General features: G+C 72.3%; 28 protein-coding genes. 10 read left to right on the top strand and 18 right to left on the bottom strand.

Annotation, left to right across the window (positions count from 1 at the left end; translation table 11 throughout):
* Positions 1 to 26 precede the first annotated feature (26 nt).
* From ACZ5UI_RS05605 to ACZ5UI_RS05595, 3 genes are read right to left on the bottom strand one after another with little or no spacing between them, the layout of a single operon-like run.
* On the bottom strand, positions 27 to 320 hold the full coding sequence (locus ACZ5UI_RS05605) for a hypothetical protein (RefSeq protein ID WP_464195088.1): 294 nt from the start codon (positions 318 to 320) through the stop codon (positions 27 to 29).
* A gap of 7 nt (positions 321 to 327) precedes the next feature.
* A complete protein-coding gene (locus tag ACZ5UI_RS05600; RefSeq protein ID WP_464195086.1) occupies positions 328 to 507 on the bottom strand; it encodes a hypothetical protein in 180 nt (59 codons plus the stop codon).
* A gap of 46 nt (positions 508 to 553) precedes the next feature.
* The gene (locus ACZ5UI_RS05595; RefSeq protein ID WP_464195084.1) at positions 554 to 727 is read right to left on the bottom strand and encodes a hypothetical protein; all 174 of its coding nucleotides are present in this window, start codon (positions 725 to 727) and stop codon (positions 554 to 556) included.
* A gap of 145 nt (positions 728 to 872) precedes the next feature.
* Here ACZ5UI_RS05595 and ACZ5UI_RS05590 point away from each other — a divergent pair, with 145 nt between their 5' ends.
* Entirely contained in the window at positions 873 to 2579 is a 1707-nt protein-coding gene (locus ACZ5UI_RS05590) for a DUF6909 family protein (protein ID WP_464195082.1), read from the top strand.
* Here the strand turns inward: ACZ5UI_RS05590 and ACZ5UI_RS05585 are convergent.
* Both ACZ5UI_RS05585 and ACZ5UI_RS05580 read right to left on the bottom strand, forming a co-directional pair.
* Positions 2495 to 3100 (bottom strand): hypothetical protein, encoded by a 606-nt coding sequence (locus ACZ5UI_RS05585; protein WP_464195080.1) that lies wholly within the window; start codon positions 3098 to 3100, stop codon positions 2495 to 2497. The genes ACZ5UI_RS05590 and ACZ5UI_RS05585 overlap by 85 nt on opposite strands.
* 118 nt (positions 3101 to 3218) lie before the next feature.
* Complete coding sequence (locus ACZ5UI_RS05580; RefSeq protein WP_464195078.1) at positions 3219 to 3443, bottom strand: hypothetical protein; 225 nt, start codon at positions 3441 to 3443, stop codon at positions 3219 to 3221.
* 11 nt (positions 3444 to 3454) lie between these two features.
* Here ACZ5UI_RS05580 and ACZ5UI_RS05575 point away from each other — a divergent pair, with 11 nt between their 5' ends.
* Together ACZ5UI_RS05575 and ACZ5UI_RS05570 are read left to right on the top strand one after the other, a co-directional pair.
* Positions 3455 to 3958: a DUF4232 domain-containing protein gene (locus ACZ5UI_RS05575; RefSeq protein WP_464195076.1), complete on the top strand. Its 504-nt coding sequence runs from the start codon at positions 3455 to 3457 to the stop codon at positions 3956 to 3958.
* A 9-nt stretch (positions 3959 to 3967) separates the two neighbouring features.
* On the top strand, positions 3968 to 4645 hold the full coding sequence (locus ACZ5UI_RS05570; protein ID WP_464195074.1) for a TIGR00266 family protein: 678 nt from the start codon (positions 3968 to 3970) through the stop codon (positions 4643 to 4645).
* A gap of 4 nt (positions 4646 to 4649) precedes the next feature.
* Here the strand turns inward: ACZ5UI_RS05570 and gatB are convergent, their stop codons facing one another.
* The 6 genes from gatB to ACZ5UI_RS05540 are packed head-to-tail and all read right to left on the bottom strand — an operon-like array spanning position 4650 to position 11233.
* Complete coding sequence (gatB, locus tag ACZ5UI_RS05565; RefSeq protein WP_464195073.1) at positions 4650 to 6074, bottom strand: Asp-tRNA(Asn)/Glu-tRNA(Gln) amidotransferase subunit GatB; 1425 nt, start codon at positions 6072 to 6074, stop codon at positions 4650 to 4652.
* Positions 6074 to 7483: an Asp-tRNA(Asn)/Glu-tRNA(Gln) amidotransferase subunit GatA gene (gene gatA / locus ACZ5UI_RS05560; protein ID WP_464195069.1), complete on the bottom strand. Its 1410-nt coding sequence runs from the start codon at positions 7481 to 7483 to the stop codon at positions 6074 to 6076. Before gatA ends, gatB begins: the two co-directional genes overlap by 1 nt.
* Complete coding sequence (gene gatC / locus ACZ5UI_RS05555) at positions 7480 to 7764, bottom strand: Asp-tRNA(Asn)/Glu-tRNA(Gln) amidotransferase subunit GatC (protein ID WP_464195067.1); 285 nt, start codon at positions 7762 to 7764, stop codon at positions 7480 to 7482. Before gatC ends, gatA begins: the two co-directional genes overlap by 4 nt.
* A gap of 30 nt (positions 7765 to 7794) precedes the next feature.
* Positions 7795 to 8169 (bottom strand): hypothetical protein, encoded by a 375-nt coding sequence (locus tag ACZ5UI_RS05550; RefSeq protein WP_464195065.1) that lies wholly within the window; start codon positions 8167 to 8169, stop codon positions 7795 to 7797.
* On the bottom strand, positions 8169 to 9020 hold the full coding sequence (folD, locus tag ACZ5UI_RS05545) for a bifunctional methylenetetrahydrofolate dehydrogenase/methenyltetrahydrofolate cyclohydrolase FolD (RefSeq protein ID WP_464195063.1): 852 nt from the start codon (positions 9018 to 9020) through the stop codon (positions 8169 to 8171). The genes ACZ5UI_RS05550 and folD overlap by 1 nt, the downstream gene beginning before the upstream one ends.
* Before the next feature lie 29 nt (positions 9021 to 9049).
* A complete protein-coding gene (locus tag ACZ5UI_RS05540) occupies positions 9050 to 11233 on the bottom strand; it encodes an ATP-dependent helicase (RefSeq protein WP_464195061.1) in 2184 nt (727 codons plus the stop codon).
* 192 nt (positions 11234 to 11425) lie between these two features.
* On the opposite strand from ACZ5UI_RS05540, the gene ACZ5UI_RS05535 reads away from it, so the two are divergent.
* The 3 genes from ACZ5UI_RS05535 to ACZ5UI_RS05525 are packed head-to-tail and all read left to right on the top strand — an operon-like array spanning position 11426 to position 13709.
* Positions 11426 to 12169 (top strand): hypothetical protein, encoded by a 744-nt coding sequence (locus ACZ5UI_RS05535; protein WP_464195059.1) that lies wholly within the window; start codon positions 11426 to 11428, stop codon positions 12167 to 12169.
* Positions 12169 to 12810, top strand: coding sequence for a L,D-transpeptidase (locus ACZ5UI_RS05530; protein WP_464195057.1), 642 nt, complete (start codon positions 12169 to 12171; stop codon positions 12808 to 12810). The genes ACZ5UI_RS05535 and ACZ5UI_RS05530 overlap by 1 nt, the downstream gene beginning before the upstream one ends.
* A gap of 20 nt (positions 12811 to 12830) precedes the next feature.
* The gene (locus ACZ5UI_RS05525; RefSeq protein ID WP_464195055.1) at positions 12831 to 13709 is read left to right on the top strand and encodes a queuosine salvage family protein; all 879 of its coding nucleotides are present in this window, start codon (positions 12831 to 12833) and stop codon (positions 13707 to 13709) included.
* Positions 13710 to 13712: 3 nt separating this feature from the next.
* Here ACZ5UI_RS05525 and epsC read toward each other — a convergent pair whose 3' ends face one another.
* A complete protein-coding gene (gene epsC / locus ACZ5UI_RS05520) occupies positions 13713 to 14462 on the bottom strand; it encodes a serine O-acetyltransferase EpsC (RefSeq protein WP_464195053.1) in 750 nt (249 codons plus the stop codon).
* Between the two features lie 39 nt (positions 14463 to 14501).
* Positions 14502 to 15437, bottom strand: a complete 936-nt coding sequence (gene cysK, locus ACZ5UI_RS05515) for a cysteine synthase A (RefSeq protein ID WP_464195051.1) — start codon at positions 15435 to 15437, stop codon at positions 14502 to 14504.
* 174 nt (positions 15438 to 15611) lie between these two features.
* Between cysK and ACZ5UI_RS05510 the strand changes: the two genes are divergently transcribed.
* Complete coding sequence (locus tag ACZ5UI_RS05510) at positions 15612 to 15740, top strand: hypothetical protein (RefSeq protein ID WP_464195049.1); 129 nt, start codon at positions 15612 to 15614, stop codon at positions 15738 to 15740.
* A 290-nt stretch (positions 15741 to 16030) separates the two neighbouring features.
* On the opposite strand, the gene ACZ5UI_RS05505 is transcribed toward ACZ5UI_RS05510, so the two are convergent.
* Complete coding sequence (locus ACZ5UI_RS05505) at positions 16031 to 16906, bottom strand: SecDF P1 head subdomain-containing protein (protein ID WP_464195047.1); 876 nt, start codon at positions 16904 to 16906, stop codon at positions 16031 to 16033.
* Positions 16907 to 17020: 114 nt separating this feature from the next.
* Here ACZ5UI_RS05505 and ACZ5UI_RS05500 point away from each other — a divergent pair, with 114 nt between their 5' ends.
* Entirely contained in the window at positions 17021 to 17299 is a 279-nt protein-coding gene (locus ACZ5UI_RS05500) for a DUF4242 domain-containing protein (RefSeq protein ID WP_464195045.1), read from the top strand.
* An 11-nt stretch (positions 17300 to 17310) separates the two neighbouring features.
* The gene (locus ACZ5UI_RS05495; protein WP_464195043.1) at positions 17311 to 19134 is read left to right on the top strand and encodes an AfsR/SARP family transcriptional regulator; all 1824 of its coding nucleotides are present in this window, start codon (positions 17311 to 17313) and stop codon (positions 19132 to 19134) included.
* On the opposite strand, the gene ACZ5UI_RS05490 is transcribed toward ACZ5UI_RS05495, so the two are convergent.
* Entirely contained in the window at positions 19131 to 19685 is a 555-nt protein-coding gene (locus ACZ5UI_RS05490) for a TetR/AcrR family transcriptional regulator (protein WP_464195041.1), read from the bottom strand. The genes ACZ5UI_RS05495 and ACZ5UI_RS05490 overlap by 4 nt on opposite strands.
* Before the next feature lie 63 nt (positions 19686 to 19748).
* On the opposite strand from ACZ5UI_RS05490, the gene ACZ5UI_RS05485 reads away from it, so the two are divergent.
* Complete coding sequence (locus tag ACZ5UI_RS05485; protein WP_464195039.1) at positions 19749 to 20237, top strand: hypothetical protein; 489 nt, start codon at positions 19749 to 19751, stop codon at positions 20235 to 20237.
* Here ACZ5UI_RS05485 and ACZ5UI_RS05480 read toward each other — a convergent pair.
* The 3 genes from ACZ5UI_RS05480 to ACZ5UI_RS05470 all read right to left on the bottom strand — a co-directional run bounded on the left by ACZ5UI_RS05480 (position 20228) and on the right by ACZ5UI_RS05470 (position 22158).
* Positions 20228 to 20620: an RrF2 family transcriptional regulator gene (locus tag ACZ5UI_RS05480; RefSeq protein WP_464195037.1), complete on the bottom strand. Its 393-nt coding sequence runs from the start codon at positions 20618 to 20620 to the stop codon at positions 20228 to 20230. The two genes, ACZ5UI_RS05485 and ACZ5UI_RS05480, sit on opposite strands and share 10 nt — an antisense overlap.
* A gap of 17 nt (positions 20621 to 20637) precedes the next feature.
* On the bottom strand, positions 20638 to 20985 hold the full coding sequence (locus tag ACZ5UI_RS05475; protein ID WP_464195035.1) for a hypothetical protein: 348 nt from the start codon (positions 20983 to 20985) through the stop codon (positions 20638 to 20640).
* Positions 20986 to 21054: 69 nt separating this feature from the next.
* Positions 21055 to 22158 (bottom strand): HDOD domain-containing protein, encoded by a 1104-nt coding sequence (locus ACZ5UI_RS05470; protein WP_464195033.1) that lies wholly within the window; start codon positions 22156 to 22158, stop codon positions 21055 to 21057.
* Between the last annotated feature and the right edge of the window lie 101 nt (positions 22159 to 22259).

Below are 22259 nucleotides of genomic sequence, written 5' to 3'. Positions count from 1 at the left end.
CTTCCTGCTTCCTGCCAACTCGGGATTCAGGCCGGTCGCTCGGCGACCGGCGCGGACTGCTCAGTGTATCCCGGGTCGAGCTCGGTTCCGCACCGCGTGCAGATCGCGTCGTAGAACTTCACGCGCTTGCCGCACGTGGGGCACTGGGCGTCCGGCTCGGCGTTGTCGAAGCGGTAGAGCACGACGGCGATCAGCCCGATGAACGGCGGGATCAGGCAGATCAGGAACCAGACGAAGAACGACGATCCCTTGAAGCGGCCGATCCAGCCGCCGGCCAGGCCGCAGCAGAGCGCGAGGAAGACGAAGGCGCCGCCGGCCACGGCGCGGTCAGAACTGCCGGATGGCCCAGACCACGCCGACGATCGCGAGGATGACCGCGGCGATCCAGGCGATGGCGACGACGGCCCCGATGACGACCTTGATCAGCAGCCACGCGGCGATCGCGATGACGATGACGGCAAGGACGCGCTTCAGGAACGACGATGACGATGAGGAACTCTGCTCCATGATGGCGCGGAGTCTACGCGCGCCATCTCAAGGCGAGATCAGCGGATCAGTCGTAGATGCGCTTCAGGTGCGCGTAGCGCGAGTCGCCGGCCTTGCGTGTGCCCTCGACACGAAGGCGGGCGAGGCGGTAGCGGCGGACCGATGCGCTGTCCCGACCGCGCGCGGCGCGGGCGGGGCCGACGAGCACCAGGCGGTTGGCGGCGGCGATGGATGCGGTCATGCGCAGCATGATGAAGTCCCCTGCTCTGGATGGCTTTGGACTGCAGGCCAGAGTTCGCGCGGTGGCCCTGGACACAGTGTCGGACCGACCCAAAGCGTCCAGGTGAAGATCCGGTGAGGCGCCCCGGGGTGCAATATGTCCTGCAATGGCGATCCCCCGACTGCGACCCACCGATCTGGCCGAGCGCGTCTCCGACGAGGTCGAGCTCTACCACCGCACCTACTCGACGCTCCTGCGCTCCTCCGGCGAGACGCTGCTGCGCGTGCTCGAGTCCTCCCACCGGGCGATGGAGTCCAGCCTGCATGCCGGTGCCGCGTCGGACGCGTTGGACCTGGGCGCGTTCCTGTACGCGCTGAACCGCCTGCCGGGGACCATCTCGCGGGCCCGGCTGATCGTGCTCGGCCAGGAGGCCAAGGCCTTCCAACGGGCCGGCCTGGGCGACCTGAACGCCTGGGAGACGGTCGAGGCGCCCGCGCGGCGCCGGCGCTGGCACGACAACGGCGAGGGCATGCTCGCCGTGCTGATCGCCTCGTCCTCGGACCTCGACGACCTGATCCCCACCCTGGTCGCCTACCAGATCGAGTGGAACAAGCTGCACCAGGCGGCGCAGCTGGCCGAGGTGCCCGAGGAGGTGCGCCCGAGCTGGTGCGCCGAGCAGTTCGGCGGCTCGGACGACGACTGGGACCGCGTGGCCGAGGCCTGGAGCGGCGACCTCGGCGCGTTCCTGGACGCCATCCGCGAGATCGAGCTCGAGCTGCGCATCCGCATGCTGGGCGGCAGCGAGGTCGGCTACGGGCGGGTCACGCGGCGCTGGTGGGAGCCGATCCTGACCTGCCTGCGCGAGCAGGGGCTGGGCGACCGGCGGCTGTACCTGGTCTCCTCCAACACGCACTCGCTGATCAACCTGGTGACGGGCACGGCGCGGCTGCGCGAGGACGAGATCATCGCCTGGGTCGAGGCCAACGGGCCGCGCTACCTGCGGGCCGAGCTGGAGAAGCTGCGCTCGGGCCAGACCCGCGGCTCGTGGGACAACCTCCTCTACTACTGCACGCGGCTGTTCTACGACGCGGCGCCCGAGGACGGCGAGCTGTGGGCCGAGCGGCGCGCGCACGAGCGCGAGATCGGCGTCACCCACCTGCCCAGCTCCACCGCGGTGCGCGTCTCCGCCCAGGTGATCGACCCGTCGCGCTGGGACGCCTCGGTGCTCGACCCGCGCCTGGCCGACGTCGACGCCGCCGCGCTCAGCGGCTTCGACGGCGTGATCGTCAACATCGACTACCCGCTGGGGGTCGGCGCCTACAACATCCTGCGCGAGATCGGCGAGTCGACCGACACGCTGCGCGGCGTGTACGTGCTCGGCAAGGCGGCCACGCTGAACGCCGACGTCGGCGACGTGCTGATCTCCAACGTGATCCACGACGAGCACTCGGGCTCGACGTACTGGCTGGACAACGCGTTCAGCTTCGACGACATCCAGCCCTGGCTGATGTTCGGCTCCGGCCTGGACAACCAGCGCGCGGTGACGGTCAAGTCGACGTTCCTGCAGAACCGCGCCTACCTGGACTTCTACTACCGCGAGGCGTTCACGGTCGTCGAGATGGAGGCCGGCCCGTTCTGCAACGCGGTCTACGAGATCGCCGACCTGGATCGCTATCCGATGGGCGAGTCGGTGAACTTCGCCAAGCTGCCGATCGACTTCGGCGTGATCCACTACGCCTCGGACACCCCGTACACGCAGGCGCGCACGCTCGGCGCGCGCGGGCTGTCCTACTTCGGGATGGACTCCACGTACGCGTCGTCGCTGGCCATCCTGCGCCGCATCCTCACGCTCGAGGACGCGCTGACCCACTGAAGGGCCGCACGCTGGCGCTTGGGCATGCGGGCCCGCACGCGCCCCGGGGCGCCGCTGAAGGCCATGTTGGCCACGGTGGCGAAGCCGGCCTCGTCGCTGCGCAGCGCCAGGAGCAGGTGGGCGATGCGATCGGCGCTGGGCAGGTCGGGCTCGCGCACCTGGACGCACCAGCACTCGACCCGGTGGCGGCGGCGGATCAGCAGCGCGCCCGCCTCGCCGATCACCCAGGTCCCCCACGCGCCCGGCTCGGTGACCAGGCCGGTGCGCGCGTACAGCTCGCGCGCCTCGTGGCCGACCAGATCGCCCAGCAGGCCGGCGGCGACCCGCTCTGGCTCGGCGCCGGCGCGGCGGCGGGGCTTGACGACGTTGGCGCCGCGCTGGGCGTAGAGCGCCGGGATCACGTAGGCGTGCGCGGCGCACAGCAGCGCCACGGGCACCAGCAGCGGCTGCAGCCAGACCAGGACGACGGCGGCGGCCAGGAAGGGCACCACGTGGCCGACCGTGGTCAGCGTCCACAGCACGTCGCGCCGGTTCAGGTGGCGCGCGTCGACCCGCGCCCGCCAGGAGACCGACGCGAGCTCCGGAAGCGCCGTTGTCCGCTCCGACCCGGTATCCGGGTCGGAAGCGACAACGGACGCGTCAGCCGCCACTGATCGGCAGGCGCAGGATCACCAGGTCGGCGTCGACCGGGAGCTCGCGCACCTGCTCGGCGTGACCGGGGCCGGTGGTGACCATGGCCAGGTACCCGCGGTCCAGCTGCTCGCGGAACGCGGTGACGGCGACGTCGATCGCGGCCGCGTCGGTCGCGGTCCATTCGGCCAACGTCGTGTGGCCGGTGCGGTCCATCCGGATGAGCTTCGGCATGCTGTCCAGCGATGCTACGCCCGATCGCCCTCACCGCAACCGCCGCGGCCACCCTTGGCGCGCTGGCCCTCGTCCCGTCCGCCGTGTCCGCCGCGACGCCGCAGTGCACCACCGCCGACCTGTCGGCCAAGGTCGGACAGGCCGACGCGGGCGCCGGCCAGCGCAACGCGCCGCTCGTGCTGACCAACCACTCCGGCCACACCTGCCAGACCGCCGGCTACGTCGGCCTGCAGCTGGCCACCAGCAGCGGGAAGAAGCTGCCGACGTCAACCTCGCGCAGCGGCGGCAGCGCGCCCACGGTCACGCTCAAGCCCGGCCAGCAGGCGGTCACGCAGCTGCAGTGGACCGTCATCGCCACCGGCAGCGAGCCGACCGACGGGCCGTGCGAGGGCACGCCCAGCGACCTGCTCGTGATCCCGCCCAACCAGACCACGCAGACCGCCACCGCCTGGAAGAACGGCCCCGTCTGCGCGGCCGGCAAGTTCACCATCACGCCACTGAAGAAGAAGGGTTAGCGTCACGCCATGGACATCACCATCCGTCACTCGCCGAGCTTCGCGATCGCCCGCTGCACGCTGTCGGGGGGTGAGCAGCTGAAGGCGGAGTCCGGGGCCATGTCGGCCACCTCGGCCGGCGTGGAGATCGAGGCCAAGATGCAGGGCGGCCTGATGAAGGGCCTCAAGCGCTCCGTGCTGGGCGGCGAGTCGCTGTTCATGACGACCCTGACCGCGCCCTCCCAGGGCGGCTGGGTCGACGTCGCCGCGCGCCTGCCCGGCGATCTGATCACGCTGCCCGTCGACGGCGCCGTCAACCTCACGCGTGGCTGCTACCTGGCCTCCGAGGCGAGCATCGAGATCGACACCAAGTGGGGCGGCTTCAAGAACGTCTTCGGTGGCGAGGGCGGCTTCCTGATCCACGCCAGCGGGCGCGGCCAGGTGCTGACCTCCTGCTACGGCGCCCTGGACCAGATGCAGCTGGGCGCCGGCGAGTCGGTGGTGATCGACTCCGGCCACGTCGTCGCCTTCGACCCGTCCGTGTCGTTCACGACGCGCAAGGCCTCCAGCGGCATCATGAACACGCTGAAGTCGGGCGAGGGCTTCGTCATGGAGTTCACCGGCCCGGGCCTCGTCTACACGCAGACCCGCAACCCCGACGCCCTGGTCGCGTGGCTGACCGAGGTGCTGCCCTTCAGTCGCTCCTAGGCGGCTAGAGACCCAGCTGCTCGCGGACGAGGCGGGTGACCTCGCCTCCGTCCGCGCGGCCCTTGGTGGCCTTCATGACCGAGCCGATGATCGGCCCGATCGCCTTCATGTTGCCCCCGCGGATCTTCTCGGCCGCGTCGGGGTTGGCGGCGATCGCCTCGGCGACGGCGGTGGCCAGCTCGTCGCCGCCGCCCATCGCGCCCAGGCCCTCGGCCTCGACGATCGCCTGCGGGTCGCCGCCCTCGGCCACGAGCTTGTCCAGCACCTGACGCGCGGCCGCGGTGGTGATCGTCTTGTCGCTGAGCAGGCCGACGAGCGCGGCCAGCGCCGCGGGATCGACCTTCGAGGCGGCGGGGTCGCCCTCGTCCAGGCGGGTGGCCAGCTCGGTCACCCAGTTGGCCACCGTCGCCGGCTCGGGCGAGTCGACGGACAGGACCGACTCGAAGTAGGCGGCCAGCTCGACGCGGTCGGCCAGCTGCTTGGCGATGTCCTCGCCCAGCCCGAGGTCGGTGCGGTAGCGCTCGGCCCGGGCGGCCGGCAGCTCGGGCACCTCGGCCCGCGCGCTCTGGAGCATCTGCGGCGTGATCGAGATCGGCACGAGGTCCGGCTCGGGGAAGTAGCGGTAGTCGTGCGCCTCCTCCTTGGAGCGCAGCGACGTGATCCGCTCGGTGCGCGGATCGAAGTGCAGCGTCTCCTGGACGACCGGCTCGCCCGCCTGCAGCAGCGCGGTCTGGCGCGCGACCTCGGCGTGGATGCCCCGCTCGATGAAGCGGAACGAGTTCATGTTCTTCAGCTCGGTCTTCGTGCCCAGCTCGGTCGAGCCGACCGGGCGGATGGAGATGTTGGCGTCGCAGCGCAGCGACCCCTCCTCCATGTTCACGTCGCTGACGCCGAGCTGGCGCAGCGTCACGCGCAGCTGCTGCAGCCACTCGCGCGCCTGCTCGGCCGAGCGCACGTCGGGCTCGGTGACGATCTCGGCCAGCGGCGTGCCGCCGCGGTTGTAGTCGACGACGGAGTTCTCCGAGCCGTGGATGCGACCGGACTCACCGAGGTGCACGAGCTTGGCCGCGTCCTCCTCCAGGTGCACGCGATGGATGCGCACGTCGCCCAGGCGGCCGCCGCTGCACAGGGGCAGATCGAACTGGCTGATCTGGTAGCCCTTGGGCAGGTCGGGATAGAAGTAGTTCTTGCGGTGGAAGATCGATCGCGGTGCCAGCTCGGACTCGACCGCCATGCCGATCATCAGGCCGTAGTGGATCGCCCGCTCGTTGACCACCGGCAGCGCGCCCGGCAGGCCCAGGCAGACCGGGCAGGTGTGGATGTTCGGCGGGTCGCCGAAGCTCAGCGCGCACGAGCAGAACATCTTCGTGGCGGTCTTCAGCTGGACGTGGATCTCCAGCCCGATGACGGGTTCGTACTCGGTGGGCATCAGCGGATCTCCAGAGCGTCGAAGCCGACCGCCTGCTCCAGCGCGAAGGCCGCGTCGAGGATGCGGTTCTCGCTGAACGCCGGGCCGCCGAGCTGGAAGCCCACGGGCAGGCCGTCGCTCAGGCCGGCGGGAATCGAGATGGCCGGGATGCCGGCCAGCGAGAACGGGATCGTGAACAGGTCGCCCAGGTACATGGCCAGCGGGTCGTCGGTCTTCTCGCCCAGCTTGAACGCCGTCGTCGGCGCGGTCGGCGTGGCGATCAGGTCGCAGCGGCCGAACGCGGCGTGGAAGTCCTCGGCGATCTTCGTGCGCACCTGCTGGGCGCGCCCGTAGTAGGCGTCGTAGTAGCCGGAGGACAGCGCGTAGGTGCCGATCAGGATGCGTCGCTTGACCTCGTCGCCGAAGCCGTCGTGGCGCGTGTGCGTGTACATGGCCAGCAGGCCCTCGTCGCCGCCGCGGCGCAGCCCGTAGCGGACGCCGTCGAAGCGCGACAGGTTCGACGAGGCCTCGGCCGGGGCGATGATGTAGTAGGCGGCCAGCGCGTGTTCGGCGTGCGGCAGCGTGATGTCGACGATCTCCGCCCCCAGCGCCTGCGCCGTGGCCAGCGTCGCCTCGAAGGTGGCCGTCACGCCGGCCTCCACCCCGTCGACGGCGAGCATGTCGCGCGGGACGCCGATGCGCAGCCCGTCCAGGCGCTCGCCCGTCGGCAGCGCGATCGACTCGGGGTGCTGCAGGCTGGTCGAGTCGGCGGGGTCGCGACCGACCATGTGCGCGTACAGCAGCGCGGCGTCGGTCACGTCGCGGGTCAGCGGCCCGGCCTGATCCAGCGACGAGGCGAAGGCGATCATGCCGTAGCGGCTGACCGAGCCGTAGGTGGGCTTGAGGCCGACGATGCCGCACATCGCGGCGGGCTGACGGATCGAGCCGCCCGTGTCGGTGCCCAGCGCCCACGGCGCGGTGCCGGCGGCCACCACGGCGGCGCTGCCGCCCGAGCTGCCACCGGGGACGCGCTCGTTGTCCCAGGGGTTGAGCACCGGTCCGTAGGCGGAGTTCTCGTTGGAGGAGCCCATCGCGAACTCGTCCTGGTTGGTCTTGCCCAGCAGCGGCGCGCCGGCGGCCGTGAGGCGCTCGACGACCGTCGCGGTGTAGGGCGGCAGGTAGCCCTCGAGGATCTTCGACCCCGACTGGCTGGGCACGCCCTCGGTGCAGAACAGGTCCTTGACGGCCAGCGGCACCCCGTTGAGCGGACCATCGCCGCTGGCGGGCGCCGCGTCGTCGGGCGCCACCCAGGTGTAGGCGTTCAGCGTGTCGGCGGCGGCGCGCTGACGATAGGCGGCGAAGGCCTCGGCGGCCGACACGTCGCCCCGGCCGATGGCGTCGGCCAGCTGCTTGGCGGTCAGGTCGATCATGCCTGCGGGCTGGGGACGAGGAAGCCGTCTTCGGTGCGCGCGGGCGCCTGGGAGAGCGCGACCTCGCGGTCCAGGCACGGGCGGGGCACGTCGGCGCGCAGCGCGTTGGCCACCTCGACGACGTGCGACGTCGGCTCGACGCCCTCGAGATCGAGCTCGGAGATGCGCTCGATGTGGTCGAGGATCGAGGACAGCTCGCCGGCCATCCGCTCGGTCTCGGCGTCGGTCAGCTGCAGGCGCGCCAGGCGCGCGACGTGGAGAACCTGCTCGCGGTCGATCATGCGAGGTTCAGAGTAGAACCCCGCCGCGCCTCAGCGACGGACGTGGGCGCGCATGGCCACCCACGAGCCCGCGGCCACGCAGGCCACCGAGGCCAGGCCGACCCAGGCCGCCCAGCCCGGGCTCGAGCGCAACGCGAGCTCGATGGCCAGGATGATCGTGGTGATCGCGGCGAAGGCGAAGCCGAACACCTCGGCGGCCACCGGATAGGCCTGCGAGCGCTGGAACGCGGTGGTGATCAGCAGCACGACGCCGAGCACCGCGCTGATCAGCACGAGCACCAGCAGCACGGTCAGCGACGACCAGCCGGTGCGGTCGCCGAACCACGGGCCGAACAGCGCGCCGAACAGGACGGCGCCGGCCAGGCCGGCGACGATCTCCCCGACGGTGAGCTTGCGCAGCGTCATCACTGCACCTGAAGACGAGCGGCGAGCACCGTGTTGCGCAGAAGACCGGCGATGGTCATCGGACCGACACCGCCGGGGACCGGCGTGATCGCGCCGGCCACCTCGGCCACCTCGGCGAAGGCGACGTCGCCCACGAGGCCGTCCGCCGTGCGGTTGATGCCGACGTCGATGACGATCGCCCCGGGCTTGACCCAAGCGGCCTTGACCATCTCGGGGCGGCCGACGGCGGCGATCAGGATGTCCGCGCGGGCGCACGTGCCGGGCAGGTCACGGGTGCGCGAGTGGCAGACGGTGACCGTCGCGCTGGCGCCGATCAGCATCTGCGCCATCGGCTTGCCGAACAGGTTGGAGCGGCCGATCACGACGGCCTCGGCGCCCTCGAGCTGCGCGTCGACCGAGGCGAGCAGGTCCATCACGCCGGCGGGCGTGCACGGGCGCAGGCCCGGCAGCCCGAGCGCGAGGCGCCCGGCGCTGATCTCGGTCAGGCCGTCGACGTCCTTGTCGGGATCGACCAGGCCGGTGAGCGCCACGCCGTCGAGATGCGCGGGCACCGGCAGCTGGACGATCATGCCGCTGCACTCGGGATCGGCGTTGAGGCGCTCGATCAGCTCGGCGACCTGCTCATGGGTGGCGTCGGCGGGCAGGCGGTGGTCGAAGGAGGCGATCCCCGCCTCGCCGCTGGCCTTGTGCTTGCCGGAGACGTACACCGCGGAGGCCGGGTCGTCGCCGACCATGATCGTCGCCAGGCCGGGCGGTCGTCCGTGCTCGGCGGCGAAGGCGTCGGCGTCCTGCTTGACCTGTTCGCGCAGACGGAGCGCCACGGCGCGTCCGTCGATGATCGTGGCTGGCACGAGGCGGGACCCTAATGGGCCAGGCGGACTCAGCGCTTGCTGATGGGCGCGTACTCGGCCATCAGCTTGCGCTCGGACCCGTCCTTGGCGAAGCGGATGACCACGATCCCGCCCGGCTCGACGCCGATCACCACGCCCTCGCCGAAGGCCGCGTGCTGGACGTCGTCGCCCAGGCGGAAGCCGATCTCGTCGACCGCCGGCGCGTCCGCGCGCGAGGCCGCCCAGGACATGCGCGGCACGCCCGCGGGCCGGATGTCGTTGCTGACCTCGCGGTCGGTGAACTCGATCGGGATCTCGTCGAGGAAGCGGCTGCGCAGGCCGTACTGCGTCGCGCCGAAGACCATCCGCTGGCGCGCGAAGGTCAGCGTCAGCTCGCGCTTGGCCCGGGTGATGCCGACGTAGCAGAGGCGCCGCTCCTCCTCCAGCGAGCCCTCGTCCAGCGCGCGCGAATGCGGGAACACGCCGTCCTCGAAGCCGGTGACGAAGACGGTGTCGTACTCCAGGCCCTTGGCGTTGTGCAGCGTCATCAGCGTGACCAGGCCCTCGTCCTCGCGGGCGTCGGCGTCGGCGATCAGCGCCTTCTCCTGCAGGAACAGGTCGAGCGTGTTGGCGTCGGGCTCGGCGGTCGCGTCGAACTCGCTGGCCGCGTCGACGAGCGCCTCGAGGTTCTCCAGGCGGCCCTGGGCCTCGAAGGTGCGCTCGGCCTCCAGCGCGGTGAGGTACCCGCTCTCGTGGAGCACCGCGTTGAGCAGGTCGGCGATCGGGACGTTCTGGTCGGCCGTCTCCTTCAGCGCGGTCATCGTGTCCATGAACCGGCTGAACGCCTTGACCGCGGCCGTGCCCAGACCGGGGACCGCGGCGGGGTCGGCGGCGGCCTCCCACACGCTGATGCCCATCGTCGCCGCGAAGCCGGTCAGCCGGGCCATCGACGTCTGCCCGATCCCCCGGCGCGGCGAGTTGGCGATCCGCGTGAACGCGACGATGTCCTGCGGGTTGGCCAGCCAGGCCAGGTAGGCGATCGCGTCCTTGATCTCGGCGCGGTCGTAGAACTTCGGGCCGCCGATCACCTGGTAGCCGACCTTCTGCTTGGCGAACTCGTCCTCCAGCACCCGCGACTGCCCGTTGGTGCGGTAGAAGACCGCGAAGTCCTGGCGCTGCGCCCCCTCGTCGATCATGCGCTCGATGTCGCCGACCACGAACCGCGCCTCGGCCCGCTCGTCGTCGAGCTCGCGCACCCGGATCGGGTCGCCCTCCCCCAGGTCCGTCCACAGCTCCTTGGCGATCTGCCCGCGGTTGTGGCGGATCACCGCGTTGGCCGCGTCGAGGATGGTCTGCGTCGAGCGGTAGTTCTGCTCGAGCTTGATCGTCGTCGCGTCGGGGAAGTCGTCCTGGAAGTCGAGGATGTTGCGGATGTCGGCGCCGCGGAAGCTGTAGACCGACTGCGCGTCGTCGCCGACCACCGCCAGGTTGCGGTCCTCGCCGGTCAGCAGCTGCAGCCAGCGGTACTGCGCGTGGTTGGTGTCCTGGTACTCGTCGACGAGCACGTGGCGGAAGGTCTGCGTGTAGCGGTCGCGGACCTCCTGGAACAGCTCGAGGACGTTGACCGCGCGCACGAGCAGGTCGTCGAAGTCCATCGCGTTCATGCGATGCATCTCGCGCTCGTAGGTCTCGTAGGCGTCGGCGACGACCTCCTCGAAGCGGCTGCCGACCAGCTGGCGGTAGTCGTCGGGCGAGCGCAGCTTGTTCTTACAGTCGGAGATCTGGTTGTGGATCGCCGACGGCGTGTAGCGCTTGGTGTCGTGGCCGTGCTCGTCCAGCGCGCGCTTGGTCAGGCGGCGCGCGTCGGACTGGTCGTAGATCGTGAACTGACGCGTGTAGCCCAGCCGTGGCGCCTCCGCGCGCAGCATGCGCGCGCAGGCCGCGTGGAAGGTCATCACCCACATGCCGCGGGTGCGCCGGCCGAGCAGCAGCTCGACGCGCTCGCGCATCTCCTGCGCGGCCTTGTTGGTGAACGTGATGGCCAGGACCTCGTCGTGACGGATCTGGCCGGTGTGCACGAGCCAGGCCAGGCGATGCGTGAGCACGCGCGTCTTGCCCGAGCCCGCGCCGGCCAGGATCAACAGCGGACCGCCCGGATGCGTGACCGCGGCGCGCTGGGGTTCGTTGAGCCCCGAGAGGAGCTCTTCGAGGCGATCTGCGGCGGGAGGCGGCACGACGCTTCCGAGGATACGAGCGGCACCGGAGCGAACAGTCGTTCGACCGTCCGTGCGCCACAACACACCGGTTTGTGGCCGCTAATGTTTGTTAGCGAACAATCGATGGGTACCCTTGTTGCACAGACAACAATCGAGTGCGGTGCGTGGACGGAACCTCGCGCATGAGCCGGCTCGGAAATGGAGTTCCCCTTGAAGCGATCCCATCGGGTCGCCGCGATCCTGGGTGCGGCAACCGCCGCCGCCCTGGTCCCGGCCACCGCGTTCGCGCACACGACCGCGGGCACCACGTCCTGCGTCCTGAACAGCAGCGACGTCCCGACCATCACGACCAACGTGCAGGCCTCGAGCTTCGGCGCCAGCGGCAACGGCGGCGGCGGTCAGAACACCGTGCGCTACGAGGTCCAGATCGACGCGGCCACGACCTCCGGGCAGTTCTCGTTCCCGGGCACGGCGGGCAGCAAGGCCGTGGTCAGCGCGTCCACCGCCGGCAGCCACACGGTGAAGGTCTACACGCAGTGGTCGGCCGCGGAGACGCGTGACGGCAACGCCCAGGCGCGCACCCAGGTGGCCAGCGCGTCGGTGACCTGCCCGACCCCGCCCACGACGCCGCCGCCGACCCCGCCGACGACGCCGCCCACCACCACGCCGCCGACGACTCCGCCGCCGACGACGCCCCCGGTCGAGACCCCGCCGGCCGAGACCCCGCCGGCCCAGACCCCGCCGCCGGTGGAGACGCCCCCGGTCGTGCCCACCCCGCCGGTGACGACGGGCGTGCCGCAGTCGGCGCCCAGCAAGTCGACCCCGAAGAAGACGACGGCCAAGAAGGGCAAGAAGGCCAAGAAGCACACGGCCAAGCGCCACACGCACAAGGCCAAGAGCAAGTCCCGCGCCCACAAGCCGAGCGCCGGGAAGCACCCCGGGTTCACCGGCTGATGGCCGCGGCGACCACGCCGCCGCCCCGGACCCAGGAGATCGTCGCCGTGACGCGCGCCCAGACCGCGCGCGTCCGGCCGGCGGTCTCCGCGCCAGCCGTCGAGCGCGTGCCCGCGCGCCGGCCGATCACCGCGGAGCGCACCACGCTCCCGGTGCTCGGCCACGCGACGCGGGCCGGCGCCCGCTGGCTGCATGTGGCGCTCCCGGGACGGCCCAACGCCCATACCGGCTGGATTCGCACGCGCGGCACGCGCACGGAGCACACGCCGTGGCGGGTCATGGTGGACCTGTCCCGCCGCCGCGTCGAGGTGCGCTACGCCGGGCACGTGAAGCGGCGGTTCAGCGCGATCGTCGGGGCGAGCATCACGCCCACGCCGACCGGCCGGTTCTTCGTCGAGGAGAGCGTCCGCCTGAGCACGGACATGGTCGGCGCCCCCTACGCGCTCGCGCTCAGCGCCCGGTCGACCGTGCTCCAGGAGTTCGACGGCGGCCCGGGACAGATCGCCCTGCACGGCCTCGACAACGTCGGCGGAACGCTCGGCACCGCCGCCTCCCACGGCTGCGTGCGCCTGAGCAACGGGTCGATCGCCTGGATCGCCACGCGCATCGGGCCCGGCGTGCCGGTGACGATCGAGCGCTGAGCGGTACTAGCCTCCCGCCCATGCGCCTGTGCGACGAGGTCCGCGCCAACGCAGCGGCGGTGACCGCGAAGGCCACGTCGGTGCGCATCGACGACGAGGCGGCGGCGCGGGTGGAGCTGACGGAGGCCGATGCGGCCGAGCTCGATCCGACGCGGCACTTCCTGGAGGGCTCGCCCGCCGAGGTCGCGCAGTACCTGCTGGTGCTGGACACGATCAACTTCGGCTCGGGCTGGTTCCCGACGATCCGCAAGCGGGCGAACTGCAGCGGCTACTTCACGGTCGCCTGGGGCCTGACCGACCGGTTCCGCGCCCATGGCGCCTGGACCAACGCCGACCTGCGGGCGATGACCGCGGGCGAGATCGCCGATGCGCTGGGCCAGTCGCCCGACCACGAGCTGATGGCGCTGTTCGCGCAGGCGCTGCGACAGCTGGGCGCCTTCCTGGGCGAGCGCACCGCGCTGGACCTCGTGGCCGAGGCCGACGGCAGCGCGGAGCGGATGGCCGAGCTGCTCGCGGGCGGGATGACCATGTACGCCGACCGGGGGTTCTACAAGCGCGCGCAGATCGTCCCCTGCGATCTCGCGCTGGCGGGCGTGGCCCGCTTCACCGACCTGCAGCGCCTGACGATCTTCGCCGACAACCTCGTCCCACACGTGCTGCGCATGGACGGCGTGCTCGCGCTGGACCCGCGCCTGGAGGCGCACATCAACGCCGAGCGCCTGCTGCGGCCGGGACCACAGGAGCGCGAGCTGCGCGCGGGTGCCGTCCACGCCTGCGGGCAGATCGCCCGCCGGCTGGGGATCAGCGAGCAGGAGCTCGACTGGATCCTGTGGACGCGCGGCGGCGCCCCGTCCTACAAGGCGGTGCCCCGCCCGCGCTGTCGGGTCGTCTGGTACTGAGCGTCAGCCGCCGGCCGGGCTGGGCCCGCTGCGGCGGCGCAGCGGCATGACCTCGGCCACGGGCTGGGCCGCCCGGTCCGGGTCGCCGCCGAGCTCGACGACCATCCGCTCCAGCGCGCCGATGCGGCTGGAGAGGCCGGCCAGGGCATCGGCGATCGGATCGGGCAGGTGCAGCCAGTCAGCGTCGGGGCCCTCGGGCCGGACGCCGTCGATGCGCACCGGATGACCGGGGTTGCCGACGACCGTGGAGTTGGGCGGCACGTCGTGGATGACCACGCTGTTGGCGCCGATCTTCGCGCCGTGGCCGATGGTGATCGGGCCGAGCAGCTTGGCCCCCGAGCCGATCGTCACGTTGTCCTGCACCGTCGGGTGGCGCTTGCCGGTGGCGAATCCGGTGCCGCCCAGCGTGACGCCCTGGTACATCGTCACGCAGCTGCCGATCTCGGCGGTCTCGCCGATCACCACGCCGGCCCCATGGTCGATGAACAGCCCGTTGCCGACCCGCGCGGCCGGATGGATCTCGATCCCGGTGACCGAGCGGGTGGCCATCGACAGCGCGCGTGGGACGAACGGCACGCCGGCGCCCTGCAGCGCGTGGGCCACGCGATGGGACAGCACGGCCTGCACGCCGGGCCACATCGCGAGGATCTCGGCGCGGCCGACATCGCGAGCGGCAGGGTCGCGCTCACGCGCGGCGGCGACGTCTCGGCGCACTTCGCCCGCGACGCGGGCCAGGGTGGACAGGCCGAACATGCCCGGTCAATGCTACGGAACGGCGAACGCCGGCCCGATTCAGGCGGGCGCGAAGAAGGGCGTCGACAGGTAGCGCTCGCCCGAGTCGGGCAGCACGGTGACGATGCGGCGGTTCTTGGACTCGGGCCGCTTGGCGATCTCCAGCGCCGCCCACAGCGCCGCGCCGCAGGACATGCCGCCGAGGATCCCCTCGGTGCGGGCCAGGGCGCGCGCGGTGTCGATCGCGTCCTCGTCGCTGACCGTGACGATCTCGTCCAGCAGCTCCCGGTCGAGGACGGGTGGGACGAAGCCCGCGCCGATCCCCTGGATGCGATGCGGTCCGGGCAGCCGGCCTGAGAGCACCGCCGACGAGCGCGGCTCGACCGCGACGATCTGGCAGTCGGGGTTGTCGGCCTTGAGCACGTCGCCGGTGCCCGTGATCGTGCCGCCGGTGCCCACGCCGGCGACGAAGACGTCGACCGAGCCGAGCGTCTGCAGGATCTCCGGGCCGGTCGTGCGCCGGTGCGCCTCGGGGTTGGCCGGGTTGGAGAACTGGTCGGGCAGGAACACGTCGTCGCGCTGGGCCATGGCGCGCGCGGCCTGGACCGCCTCGTCCATGCCGCCCATCGACTCGGTGATCTCGACGCGCGCGCCGTACAGGCGCAGCAGCGCGTCGCGCTCGCGGCTCATGCCCTGGGGCAGCGTCAGCACGAGGTCGTACCCCTTGGCCGCGCACACGAAGGCCAGCGCGATGCCGGTGTTGCCGGAGGTCGCCTCGACGATCGTGGAGCGGCCCGGCTCGATCAGGCCCTCCCGCTCGGCGGCCTCGATCATCGCGATGCCGATGCGGTCCTTGACGCTGCCGCCGGGGTTGAACGACTCGACCTTGGCGTACAGCTCGACGCCCTCGGCGGCATCGCGTCCGAGCATTCGCGTGAGGCGAACCATGGGCGTCTTGCCCACATACTCCGCGATGTTGACCGGGATTGGCGCCATTGCCGACCTGCAGACTAGTGGAGGCCGCGCGGAGGCCGAGCGCACCAGGGAACTCGCTGCTGGCGCCCATTCAAACCCAAATCAAACCGAAGTCCTACCCAGGGCAAACCCTGGCGGCCCATAGTCCTTCTCATCCGCTGAACGGGAAACAGCGGGACCACTGGAGAAACTGACATGGCCACCATCATCATCGCCGCTCTCGTCATCGTTCCGATGATCCTTCTCGTCGTCGACCTGTTCCGCGGCAAGGACCGTCGCGACGCCGCCCGCCGCTCGTACGGCGCCCAGCTCAACGAGAGCTAGCACCAGCTTCGTTCCCCAGTTCCCCGAAGGTCCCCACCATCAGCGAGGTCGCGCTTCCGCCGGAGCGCGGCCTCGTTGTCTTTGTGGACGAGGACTGTTTGTCCGATCGCCAGGGTACGTTCACGTTCATGACCACGCCAGCGCAGTACCCCGCCGCCTGTCCCGCTTGCGGCGCCGTGCTGTTCTCCGGCGTCTGCCTGCCCTGCGGCAGCCGTAACCCCCGGCGTTAGCCGCTCGGCGCGCAGCTCGAGCGCGCCGTCCCCAGCCCGAACGTCACCCGCTGGTGAGCGCTATCCAACCATGCGCACCGTCTCCAGCGCGAGCGGCGCGGGCAGCGTCCCATCGGTGACCAGCACGGCCAGCTCACGGGCAGCGCGCTCGGTCAGACCGCCGTCGATCTGCGCGCCGAACCGCGCGTCGATGCCGTCGGGGAAGTCGCGGTAGGCCACCGACGGCGTGGCCAGCAGCCGGTCGTCGAGCACGACCGCCAGGTGCTGCGGGTCGCCGCCCGCCTCGGCGGTGCCGCGGTCGCGGCGCGCGACCGCGCGGGTCAGCGTGCGCCATGCGGCCAGGCCGTCGGGCGTGAAGTCGAACGTGACCTTCGACTCGCCGGTGCCCGTGGTCCCGTCGTCGCGAAACGGCTGCGGGTTGCGGATCGTCGCGCCGGTCAGCGCCGGGCGGTCGCGCAGCACGTACCAGCGGTCGCTGTCGACGCCGCGCGCGCGGATGGCGATCGTGCCGGGACAGGCGGCCGCGCGCTGGCGGGCCGCGTCGCGCGTCAGGCCGAACGCCGTGCTCCCGGCCTGCGCGCCGCCGGTGACGCGCGTGTCGTCGGGATCGATCCGGCAGCCCTCCCCCACCACGTTGGGCTCCCAGTCGTAGAAGCGCAGCGGCGAGTCGGCGGCCAGCTGACGCGCCAGCGATCGCGCCTCCCCAGGATCCGTGCCGGGCAGCTGCACGACGACCCGGCGCTCACCGGCGGCGCGGACGGTCGCGTCGGAGATCCCCAGCCGCTGCAGCCGGGCCCGGAGGATCGCGCCGTCGGGCTGCGCATCAGCGCGCGTCGCGAAGGTCAGCTCGACCGCGCGGTCGTCGCTGCCCCCGCATCCGGCGGCGGTGGCCGCGGCCAGCGCGATCGAGGCGAGAAGGGTGAGCCGGCGCAGCATCCACCGGTTGTACGCGACGCGCGGCCGGGTTGGCTCAGTGCGCCCGTCACACGCTGCGTCACACGCCGCTGGGTCACCGTGCGCCGATCCACGACACCAACCCGAAAGGAACCCATGCCCAAATTTGTCATCGAACGCAAGATCACCGGCCTGGGCGACACGTCGCCCGCGGAGCTGCAGGCCATGTCGCAGCGCTCCTGCGACGTGCTGCGCCAGCTCGCGCCCGCGGTCCAGTGGCAGCACAGCTACCTGACCGACGACACGATGTACTGCGTCTACGTCGCCCGCGACGCCGATGCGGTGCTCGAGCACGCGCGCCGTGGGGGCTTCCCGGCCGACAGCGTCCGTGCGGTCGTCGGGATCATCGATCCGACGACCGCCGAGGCGGCGTAGGCTCGACTGCCGTGAGCGATCTGGCCATCCATCTGCTGGGCCGCCCGCGGGTGCGGTGCGGGGGCGATCCGGTCCCCGCTCCGCGCGGTCACAAGGCGTGGGGCGTCCTGGCCTACCTGCTGCTGACCGAGCGCGCGCCGAGCCGCGCCGAGCTCGCGGGTCTGCTGTTCGCCGACGCCGACGACCCGCTGGCGGCGCTGCGGTGGAACCTCAGCGCGCTGCGGCGCACGCTCGGCGCCGCTGCCGAGCTGACCGGTGACCCCGTCCGCCTGACGCTGCCGCCCGACACGTTCGTCGACGTCACCACCGTCGCCGCCGTCGCATGGTCCGCGGCGATCGCCGTGCCCGAGCTCGAACGCGAGCTGCTGGAGGGCGCCGCCTTCCCGGCCTGCCCGTCGTTCGAGATCTGGCTGGTCACCGAACGCCGCCGGCTCGCGGCCGCCGCCGAGGCGGTCCTGCACGAGGGCGCGCTGGCCCGGCTGGCGCGCAGCGACCCGCGCGGCGCGGCCGAGCTGGCCGCGCGGCTCGTCCGGGCCAACCCGCTGGACGAGAACCATCAGGCGCTGCTGGTGCGCAGCCTGTCCACCGCGGGCCAGACGGACGAGGCGACGCGCCAGCTGCAACGCGGGACCGAGCTGCTGCGCCGCGAGCTGGGCGTCGAGCCGAGCCCGGCGCTCGCCCAGGCGGCGCGATCCAGCGACGGTGGACACGGGACCACGGGCCCGGTGGGCGGGCGGATGGCCGCACAGGCCCAGCTCGATGCCGGGGAGGCAGCGATCGGCGCGGGCGCCCTCGACGCCGGGCTGGAGTGCCTGCGCCGCGCGGTGGCCGACGCGCGTGCGCTGGGCGATCCGGCCCTCGGCGCGCGGGCGCTGCTGGCGCTCGGCGGCGCGCTGGTGCACGCCGCCCGCGGCCGGGACGAGGAGGCGTCGGCCGCGTTGCACGAGGCGCTGGCCACCGCGCTGAGCTCCGACCAGACCGCCACCGCGGCGGCGGCATCGCGCGAGCTGGGCTACGTCGAGTTCCTGCAGGGTCGCTACGACCGGGCCGACCACTGGCTGCGCGGCGCCGAGACGCTGGCGGCCGGCGACCCGGGTGAGCTGGGCCGGATCGGATCGGTGGCCGGCTCGGCCTGCACCGACACCGCCCACTACCGCCGGGCGCTGACCCGGCTGGCCATCGCCCGTGAGCAGAGCGAGGCCGCGGGGGACGCCCGGCGCGTGGCCTACACGCTGAGCATGGTCGGACGCGCGCGGCTGCTGCGGGGCGAGCTCGACGATGCCGCGGCGGCGCTGGACGAGTCGCTGCAGATCGTCGAGCAGGAGCGCTGGATCGCCTTCACGCCGTGGCCCGAGGCGCTGCGCGGCGACGTGGACCTGGCCCGCGGCGACGTCGACCGCGCCGCCGACCGCTACGAGCACGCCTTCGCGCTGGGCTGTCAGCTCACGGATCCCTGCTGGGAGGGGATCGCCGCGCGCGGGCTCGGGCTCGTCGCCGCCCAGCGCGGGCAGACGCCGGCCGCGCTGGACTGGCTGGTCGACGCACGACGCCGCGGCGCCCGGCTGCCCGATGCCTACCGCTGGGTCGAGGCCTACACGCTCGATGCCCTGTGCGCGATCGCGGTCGCCGGCGACGCCCCGGCCGCGCCGGCCTGGGTGGCGGAGCTCACCCGGATGGCCGCTCGCTGTGGCATGCGCGAGCTGTCGGCCCGCGCCTACGCGCATCGCGCCGGGCTCGGTGACGCGTCCGCCGGTGCGGCCGCGGTGCTGCTGGCCGAGTCGATCGACAACCCCGCGCTGGCCGAGACGCTGGCGGCGTCGGCCCACACCCGCTAACGCAGGATCTGCTCCAGCCCCCGGCGCAGGACGTCGGTGCGGCTGCCGGCTTCGTGCTCGACGCCGATCAGGTGGTTGCCGATGGCCAGCGAGAACGCGAGCAGGCTGCGCGCCTCGATGTCGACCGCGTCGGCGCCGGGATGGATCGTGGCGATCAGCTCGCGCAGGTAGCCCATCCGCGCGTCGTCCACGCGCCGCAGCCGGGCGGCGACGGCGGGATCGCGCCGGGCCCAGTCGCGGACGGCGAGATCGACCGGCAGCAGCTCGTCGGAGAGGGTCAGCAGGCCGGCGCGCAGCACCTTCTCGCGCGGATCGCCGCCCCGGGTCTCGACCTGCTCGCGGGCCTCGTCGGTGCTGCGCCGCTCCCAGGTGTCCAGCAGCTCGTCCAACAGCGCCTGGCGATCGGCGAAGAAGCCGTAGAAGCCGCCGCGCGTCACGCCCAGGGTCTTGGCCAGCGGATCGATGCGCACCGCGTCGGGACCGCCGGCGGCGAGGGCGTTGAGGCCCTCGTCGACCCAACGGCTGCGGGGCGTGCGGACAGGCGGCGGCATGGGGCCGAAGCTACGCGATCAAGCGGTTTGACGGCGAGGCGAAGACGTTATATACAGTACTGCATGTATCGATCAAGCGACACCGGTGAGGTCCGTCAGATCGACGCCTCGCCCGACATCCGCGCCCACAGCACGCTGGAGCGCGTCGACTACGCCGACGCCTTCGTCCTGGCGCTCGCGCCCGCCGACGACCGCACCGCCGAGCAGTGGGCGCGCACGATGCTGGAAGGCGCGCCGCTGACCCGCCGCACGGCGCTGCTGACCGGCTGGACCGCGCTCGGCCTCGAGCTGCGCCTCGGCCAGGGCGACACCGGCGCCGTCCTGGGCTGGCCGATCGCCCGCAACACGGCCGGCGGGCTCCTGCTCAGCGCCGGCTCCCGGCTGGGCATGCCCGCCCAGCTGTGCTTCCGCGTCGAGGGCGCCGAGCTGCACTTCTCCACGTTCGTCCAGCTCAACAACGCGGTGACCCGCAAGGCCTGGGCCGCGGTCGAGCCGCGCCACGTGCCGATCGTGCGCGAGCTGATGGAGGGCGCGGGCCGGCGTCAGATGTAGTACATCGCGACGCCCGCCTCGCGGGCCTCGCGGTCGACCACGTCCTGCACGGTCGTGGCGGCCAGCACGTCGCGGGCGGCGGTGGCCGCCTCCAGGAAGATGCCCGTGGCGTCGCGGCCGACCGGGCCGTCGAGCAGCTCGACGATCTCCAGGACGGTGATGTCGGCCGGCTGGCGGGCGAACAGGTAGCCGCCCTTCACGCCGCGCTGGGAGCGCAGCAGGCCGGCGCGGCGCAGGACGGCGAAGAGCTGCTCGAGGAACTGCACCGGGATGTCGCGGCGGCGGGCCAGCTCGGCGATCGGCACCGGCGTGTCGCCGGGGGTGCGGCCCAGCTCGGTCAGGGCCTGCAGCGCGTAGGGCGACTTCGTGGTGATCGACAGCACGGTCCGACGATCCTACGTCACGCGCCGGGCGGGAGCTCCTCGACGGCGCTCTCGCCCGAGCCGTCGCGCGACTCCCAGGTCCAGCGCTCGTCCAGGCGCAGGCGGCCGTCGTCGAGCTCCACGACCGTCGACTCGCAGCGGCCGCTGGCGGTCTGGCCGTCGCGGTTCAGATGCACGTAGCGAAACGACAGGTGGTCGTCCTCACGCGTCCCGACCAGGAACCCGCGGACGATCTCGCCGCCGACGTAGGACGCGCTGATCACGCCCTCGGCGTTCTCCACGTAGGAGAACACCGTGCGCGTGTCGACCTCTCCGTCGGGGTTGGCGACGGCGAAGAAGCGACGTCCGTCCAGTGACGCAAGCACGCGGGCCCGCCTACCGCCGGCAGCGGCTCCGGGCCGACCCGGTGATGCGGCGGGCCGGCGTCGGCACTCCTAGAGCCACCCGCGCTCGGTCGCGAGCAGCACGGCCTGGGCGCGGTCGACGGCGCCGAGCTTGCCGTAGATGTTGTGCAGGTGGGTGCGGACCGTCGAGGTCGACAGCTCCAGCTCCAGCGCGATCTGCTTGTAGACCTTGCCCTCGGCCAGCCGCTTGAGCACCTCGAGCTCGCGGGCCGACAGCGGGCACGGGTCGATCGCGCGGTTGCGGCCGGTCTGCGGGTAGGGCAGGTCGTACATGACCGTGCGCAGCTCGCCGGGCCCCAGGCCGATGACCCGAGCGACCTTCAGCAGCTCGGTCGGCGAGACGGCGCCGCCCTGGGCGTAGTGGGCCAGCATGTCGGCGAGCCGGACGTAGGCCGCCTCCTCCGTCGCGTCGTCGGCGTGATGACGCTCGATCGCGCTGGCCACGGCCTTGGGCAGACCCCAGCGACGGGCCAGGACGCCACCGACCAGGGCGTGGTCGACGCCGAGCTCGCGGCGCTCGCGGTGGATGCGCTCCTCGGGCGTGCGCGCCTGGCCATGGACCTGGCCGGGGTAGCCCGGGTACGCGTGCATCAGGACGAGCTTGCCGATGTCGTGCAGCAGCGCGGTGACCATCAGGCGGTCGCGGTCGTCGTAGCCGGTCTCGGTGGCCAGACGATCGGCGGCGCGCTGGGTGGCCACACCGTGCAGGCGGAAGCGCTCGGGCGCCGCGTCCCACGTCGCGGTGCGCTCGAAGAAGTCAAAGGTGCGGGCCCGGGTGGCCAGCGACTGCACGGCCTCGGGCGAGAGCAGCTCGACGGCCTTGACCACCGACTCGACCTTGCCGCGCGTGCGGCCCTCGACCTGATTGGCCAGGCGCAGGACGGCGATGACCAGGGCGACGTCGGACTCGACCGCCGCGACGACCTCGCTGGCCGAGACGCGCTCCTGACCGACGACCCGCAGGAGGCGGTTGCGCGACTCCGCCAGCGCCGGGAACGACTCGAGCGCCTCGAAGGCGGCGGTCAGGCGACGACCATGGCCCTCGTTGTGGCGCCCACCCGCGGCCTGAGCGGGCGAGGACGTCGTTGCGTTGGGGCGCGGAGGATCGGCCGTGGCTGCGGCGGGTGCGGTCATATCGGGGGTTTCCTGCTCCATCACGGTGGGTTCGCATCGAATCCCGGCGAGCACCGGGGCGACTCTGACCCCGTTATCGGCAGGGGTGGACGTTTGATTGA

The organism is Conexibacter sp. JCM 18997, assembly GCF_055391915.1.
This window is presented reverse-complemented; position numbering and strand designations above follow the sequence as displayed.

Excerpts from the sequence above, each read along its gene's own strand:
- ACZ5UI_RS05600 (WP_464195086.1), bottom strand. The coding sequence starts at position 507 with ATGGAGCAGAGTTCCTCATCGTCATCGTCGTTCCTGAAGCGCGTCCTT.
- ACZ5UI_RS05595 (WP_464195084.1), bottom strand. The coding sequence starts at position 727 with ATGACCGCATCCATCGCCGCCGCCAACCGCCTGGTGCTCGTCGGCCCC.
- ACZ5UI_RS05590 (WP_464195082.1), top strand. The coding sequence starts at position 873 with ATGGCGATCCCCCGACTGCGACCCACCGATCTGGCCGAGCGCGTCTCC.
- ACZ5UI_RS05580 (WP_464195078.1), bottom strand. The coding sequence starts at position 3,443 with ATGCCGAAGCTCATCCGGATGGACCGCACCGGCCACACGACGTTGGCC.
- ACZ5UI_RS05575 (WP_464195076.1), top strand. The coding sequence starts at position 3,455 with ATGCTACGCCCGATCGCCCTCACCGCAACCGCCGCGGCCACCCTTGGC.
- ACZ5UI_RS05570 (WP_464195074.1), top strand. The coding sequence starts at position 3,968 with ATGGACATCACCATCCGTCACTCGCCGAGCTTCGCGATCGCCCGCTGC.
- gatB (WP_464195073.1), bottom strand. The coding sequence starts at position 6,074 with ATGCCCACCGAGTACGAACCCGTCATCGGGCTGGAGATCCACGTCCAG.
- gatA (WP_464195069.1), bottom strand. The coding sequence starts at position 7,483 with ATGATCGACCTGACCGCCAAGCAGCTGGCCGACGCCATCGGCCGGGGC.
- gatC (WP_464195067.1), bottom strand. The coding sequence starts at position 7,764 with ATGATCGACCGCGAGCAGGTTCTCCACGTCGCGCGCCTGGCGCGCCTG.
- ACZ5UI_RS05550 (WP_464195065.1), bottom strand. The coding sequence starts at position 8,169 with ATGACGCTGCGCAAGCTCACCGTCGGGGAGATCGTCGCCGGCCTGGCC.
- ACZ5UI_RS05530 (WP_464195057.1), top strand. The coding sequence starts at position 12,169 with ATGGCCGCGGCGACCACGCCGCCGCCCCGGACCCAGGAGATCGTCGCC.
- ACZ5UI_RS05525 (WP_464195055.1), top strand. The coding sequence starts at position 12,831 with ATGCGCCTGTGCGACGAGGTCCGCGCCAACGCAGCGGCGGTGACCGCG.
- epsC (WP_464195053.1), bottom strand. The coding sequence starts at position 14,462 with ATGTTCGGCCTGTCCACCCTGGCCCGCGTCGCGGGCGAAGTGCGCCGA.
- cysK (WP_464195051.1), bottom strand. The coding sequence starts at position 15,437 with ATGGCGCCAATCCCGGTCAACATCGCGGAGTATGTGGGCAAGACGCCC.
- ACZ5UI_RS05510 (WP_464195049.1), top strand. The coding sequence starts at position 15,612 with ATGGCCACCATCATCATCGCCGCTCTCGTCATCGTTCCGATGATCCTT.
- ACZ5UI_RS05505 (WP_464195047.1), bottom strand. The coding sequence starts at position 16,906 with ATGCTGCGCCGGCTCACCCTTCTCGCCTCGATCGCGCTGGCCGCGGCC.
- ACZ5UI_RS05500 (WP_464195045.1), top strand. The coding sequence starts at position 17,021 with ATGCCCAAATTTGTCATCGAACGCAAGATCACCGGCCTGGGCGACACG.
- ACZ5UI_RS05490 (WP_464195041.1), bottom strand. The coding sequence starts at position 19,685 with ATGCCGCCGCCTGTCCGCACGCCCCGCAGCCGTTGGGTCGACGAGGGC.
- ACZ5UI_RS05485 (WP_464195039.1), top strand. The coding sequence starts at position 19,749 with ATGTATCGATCAAGCGACACCGGTGAGGTCCGTCAGATCGACGCCTCG.
- ACZ5UI_RS05470 (WP_464195033.1), bottom strand. The coding sequence starts at position 22,158 with ATGACCGCACCCGCCGCAGCCACGGCCGATCCTCCGCGCCCCAACGCA.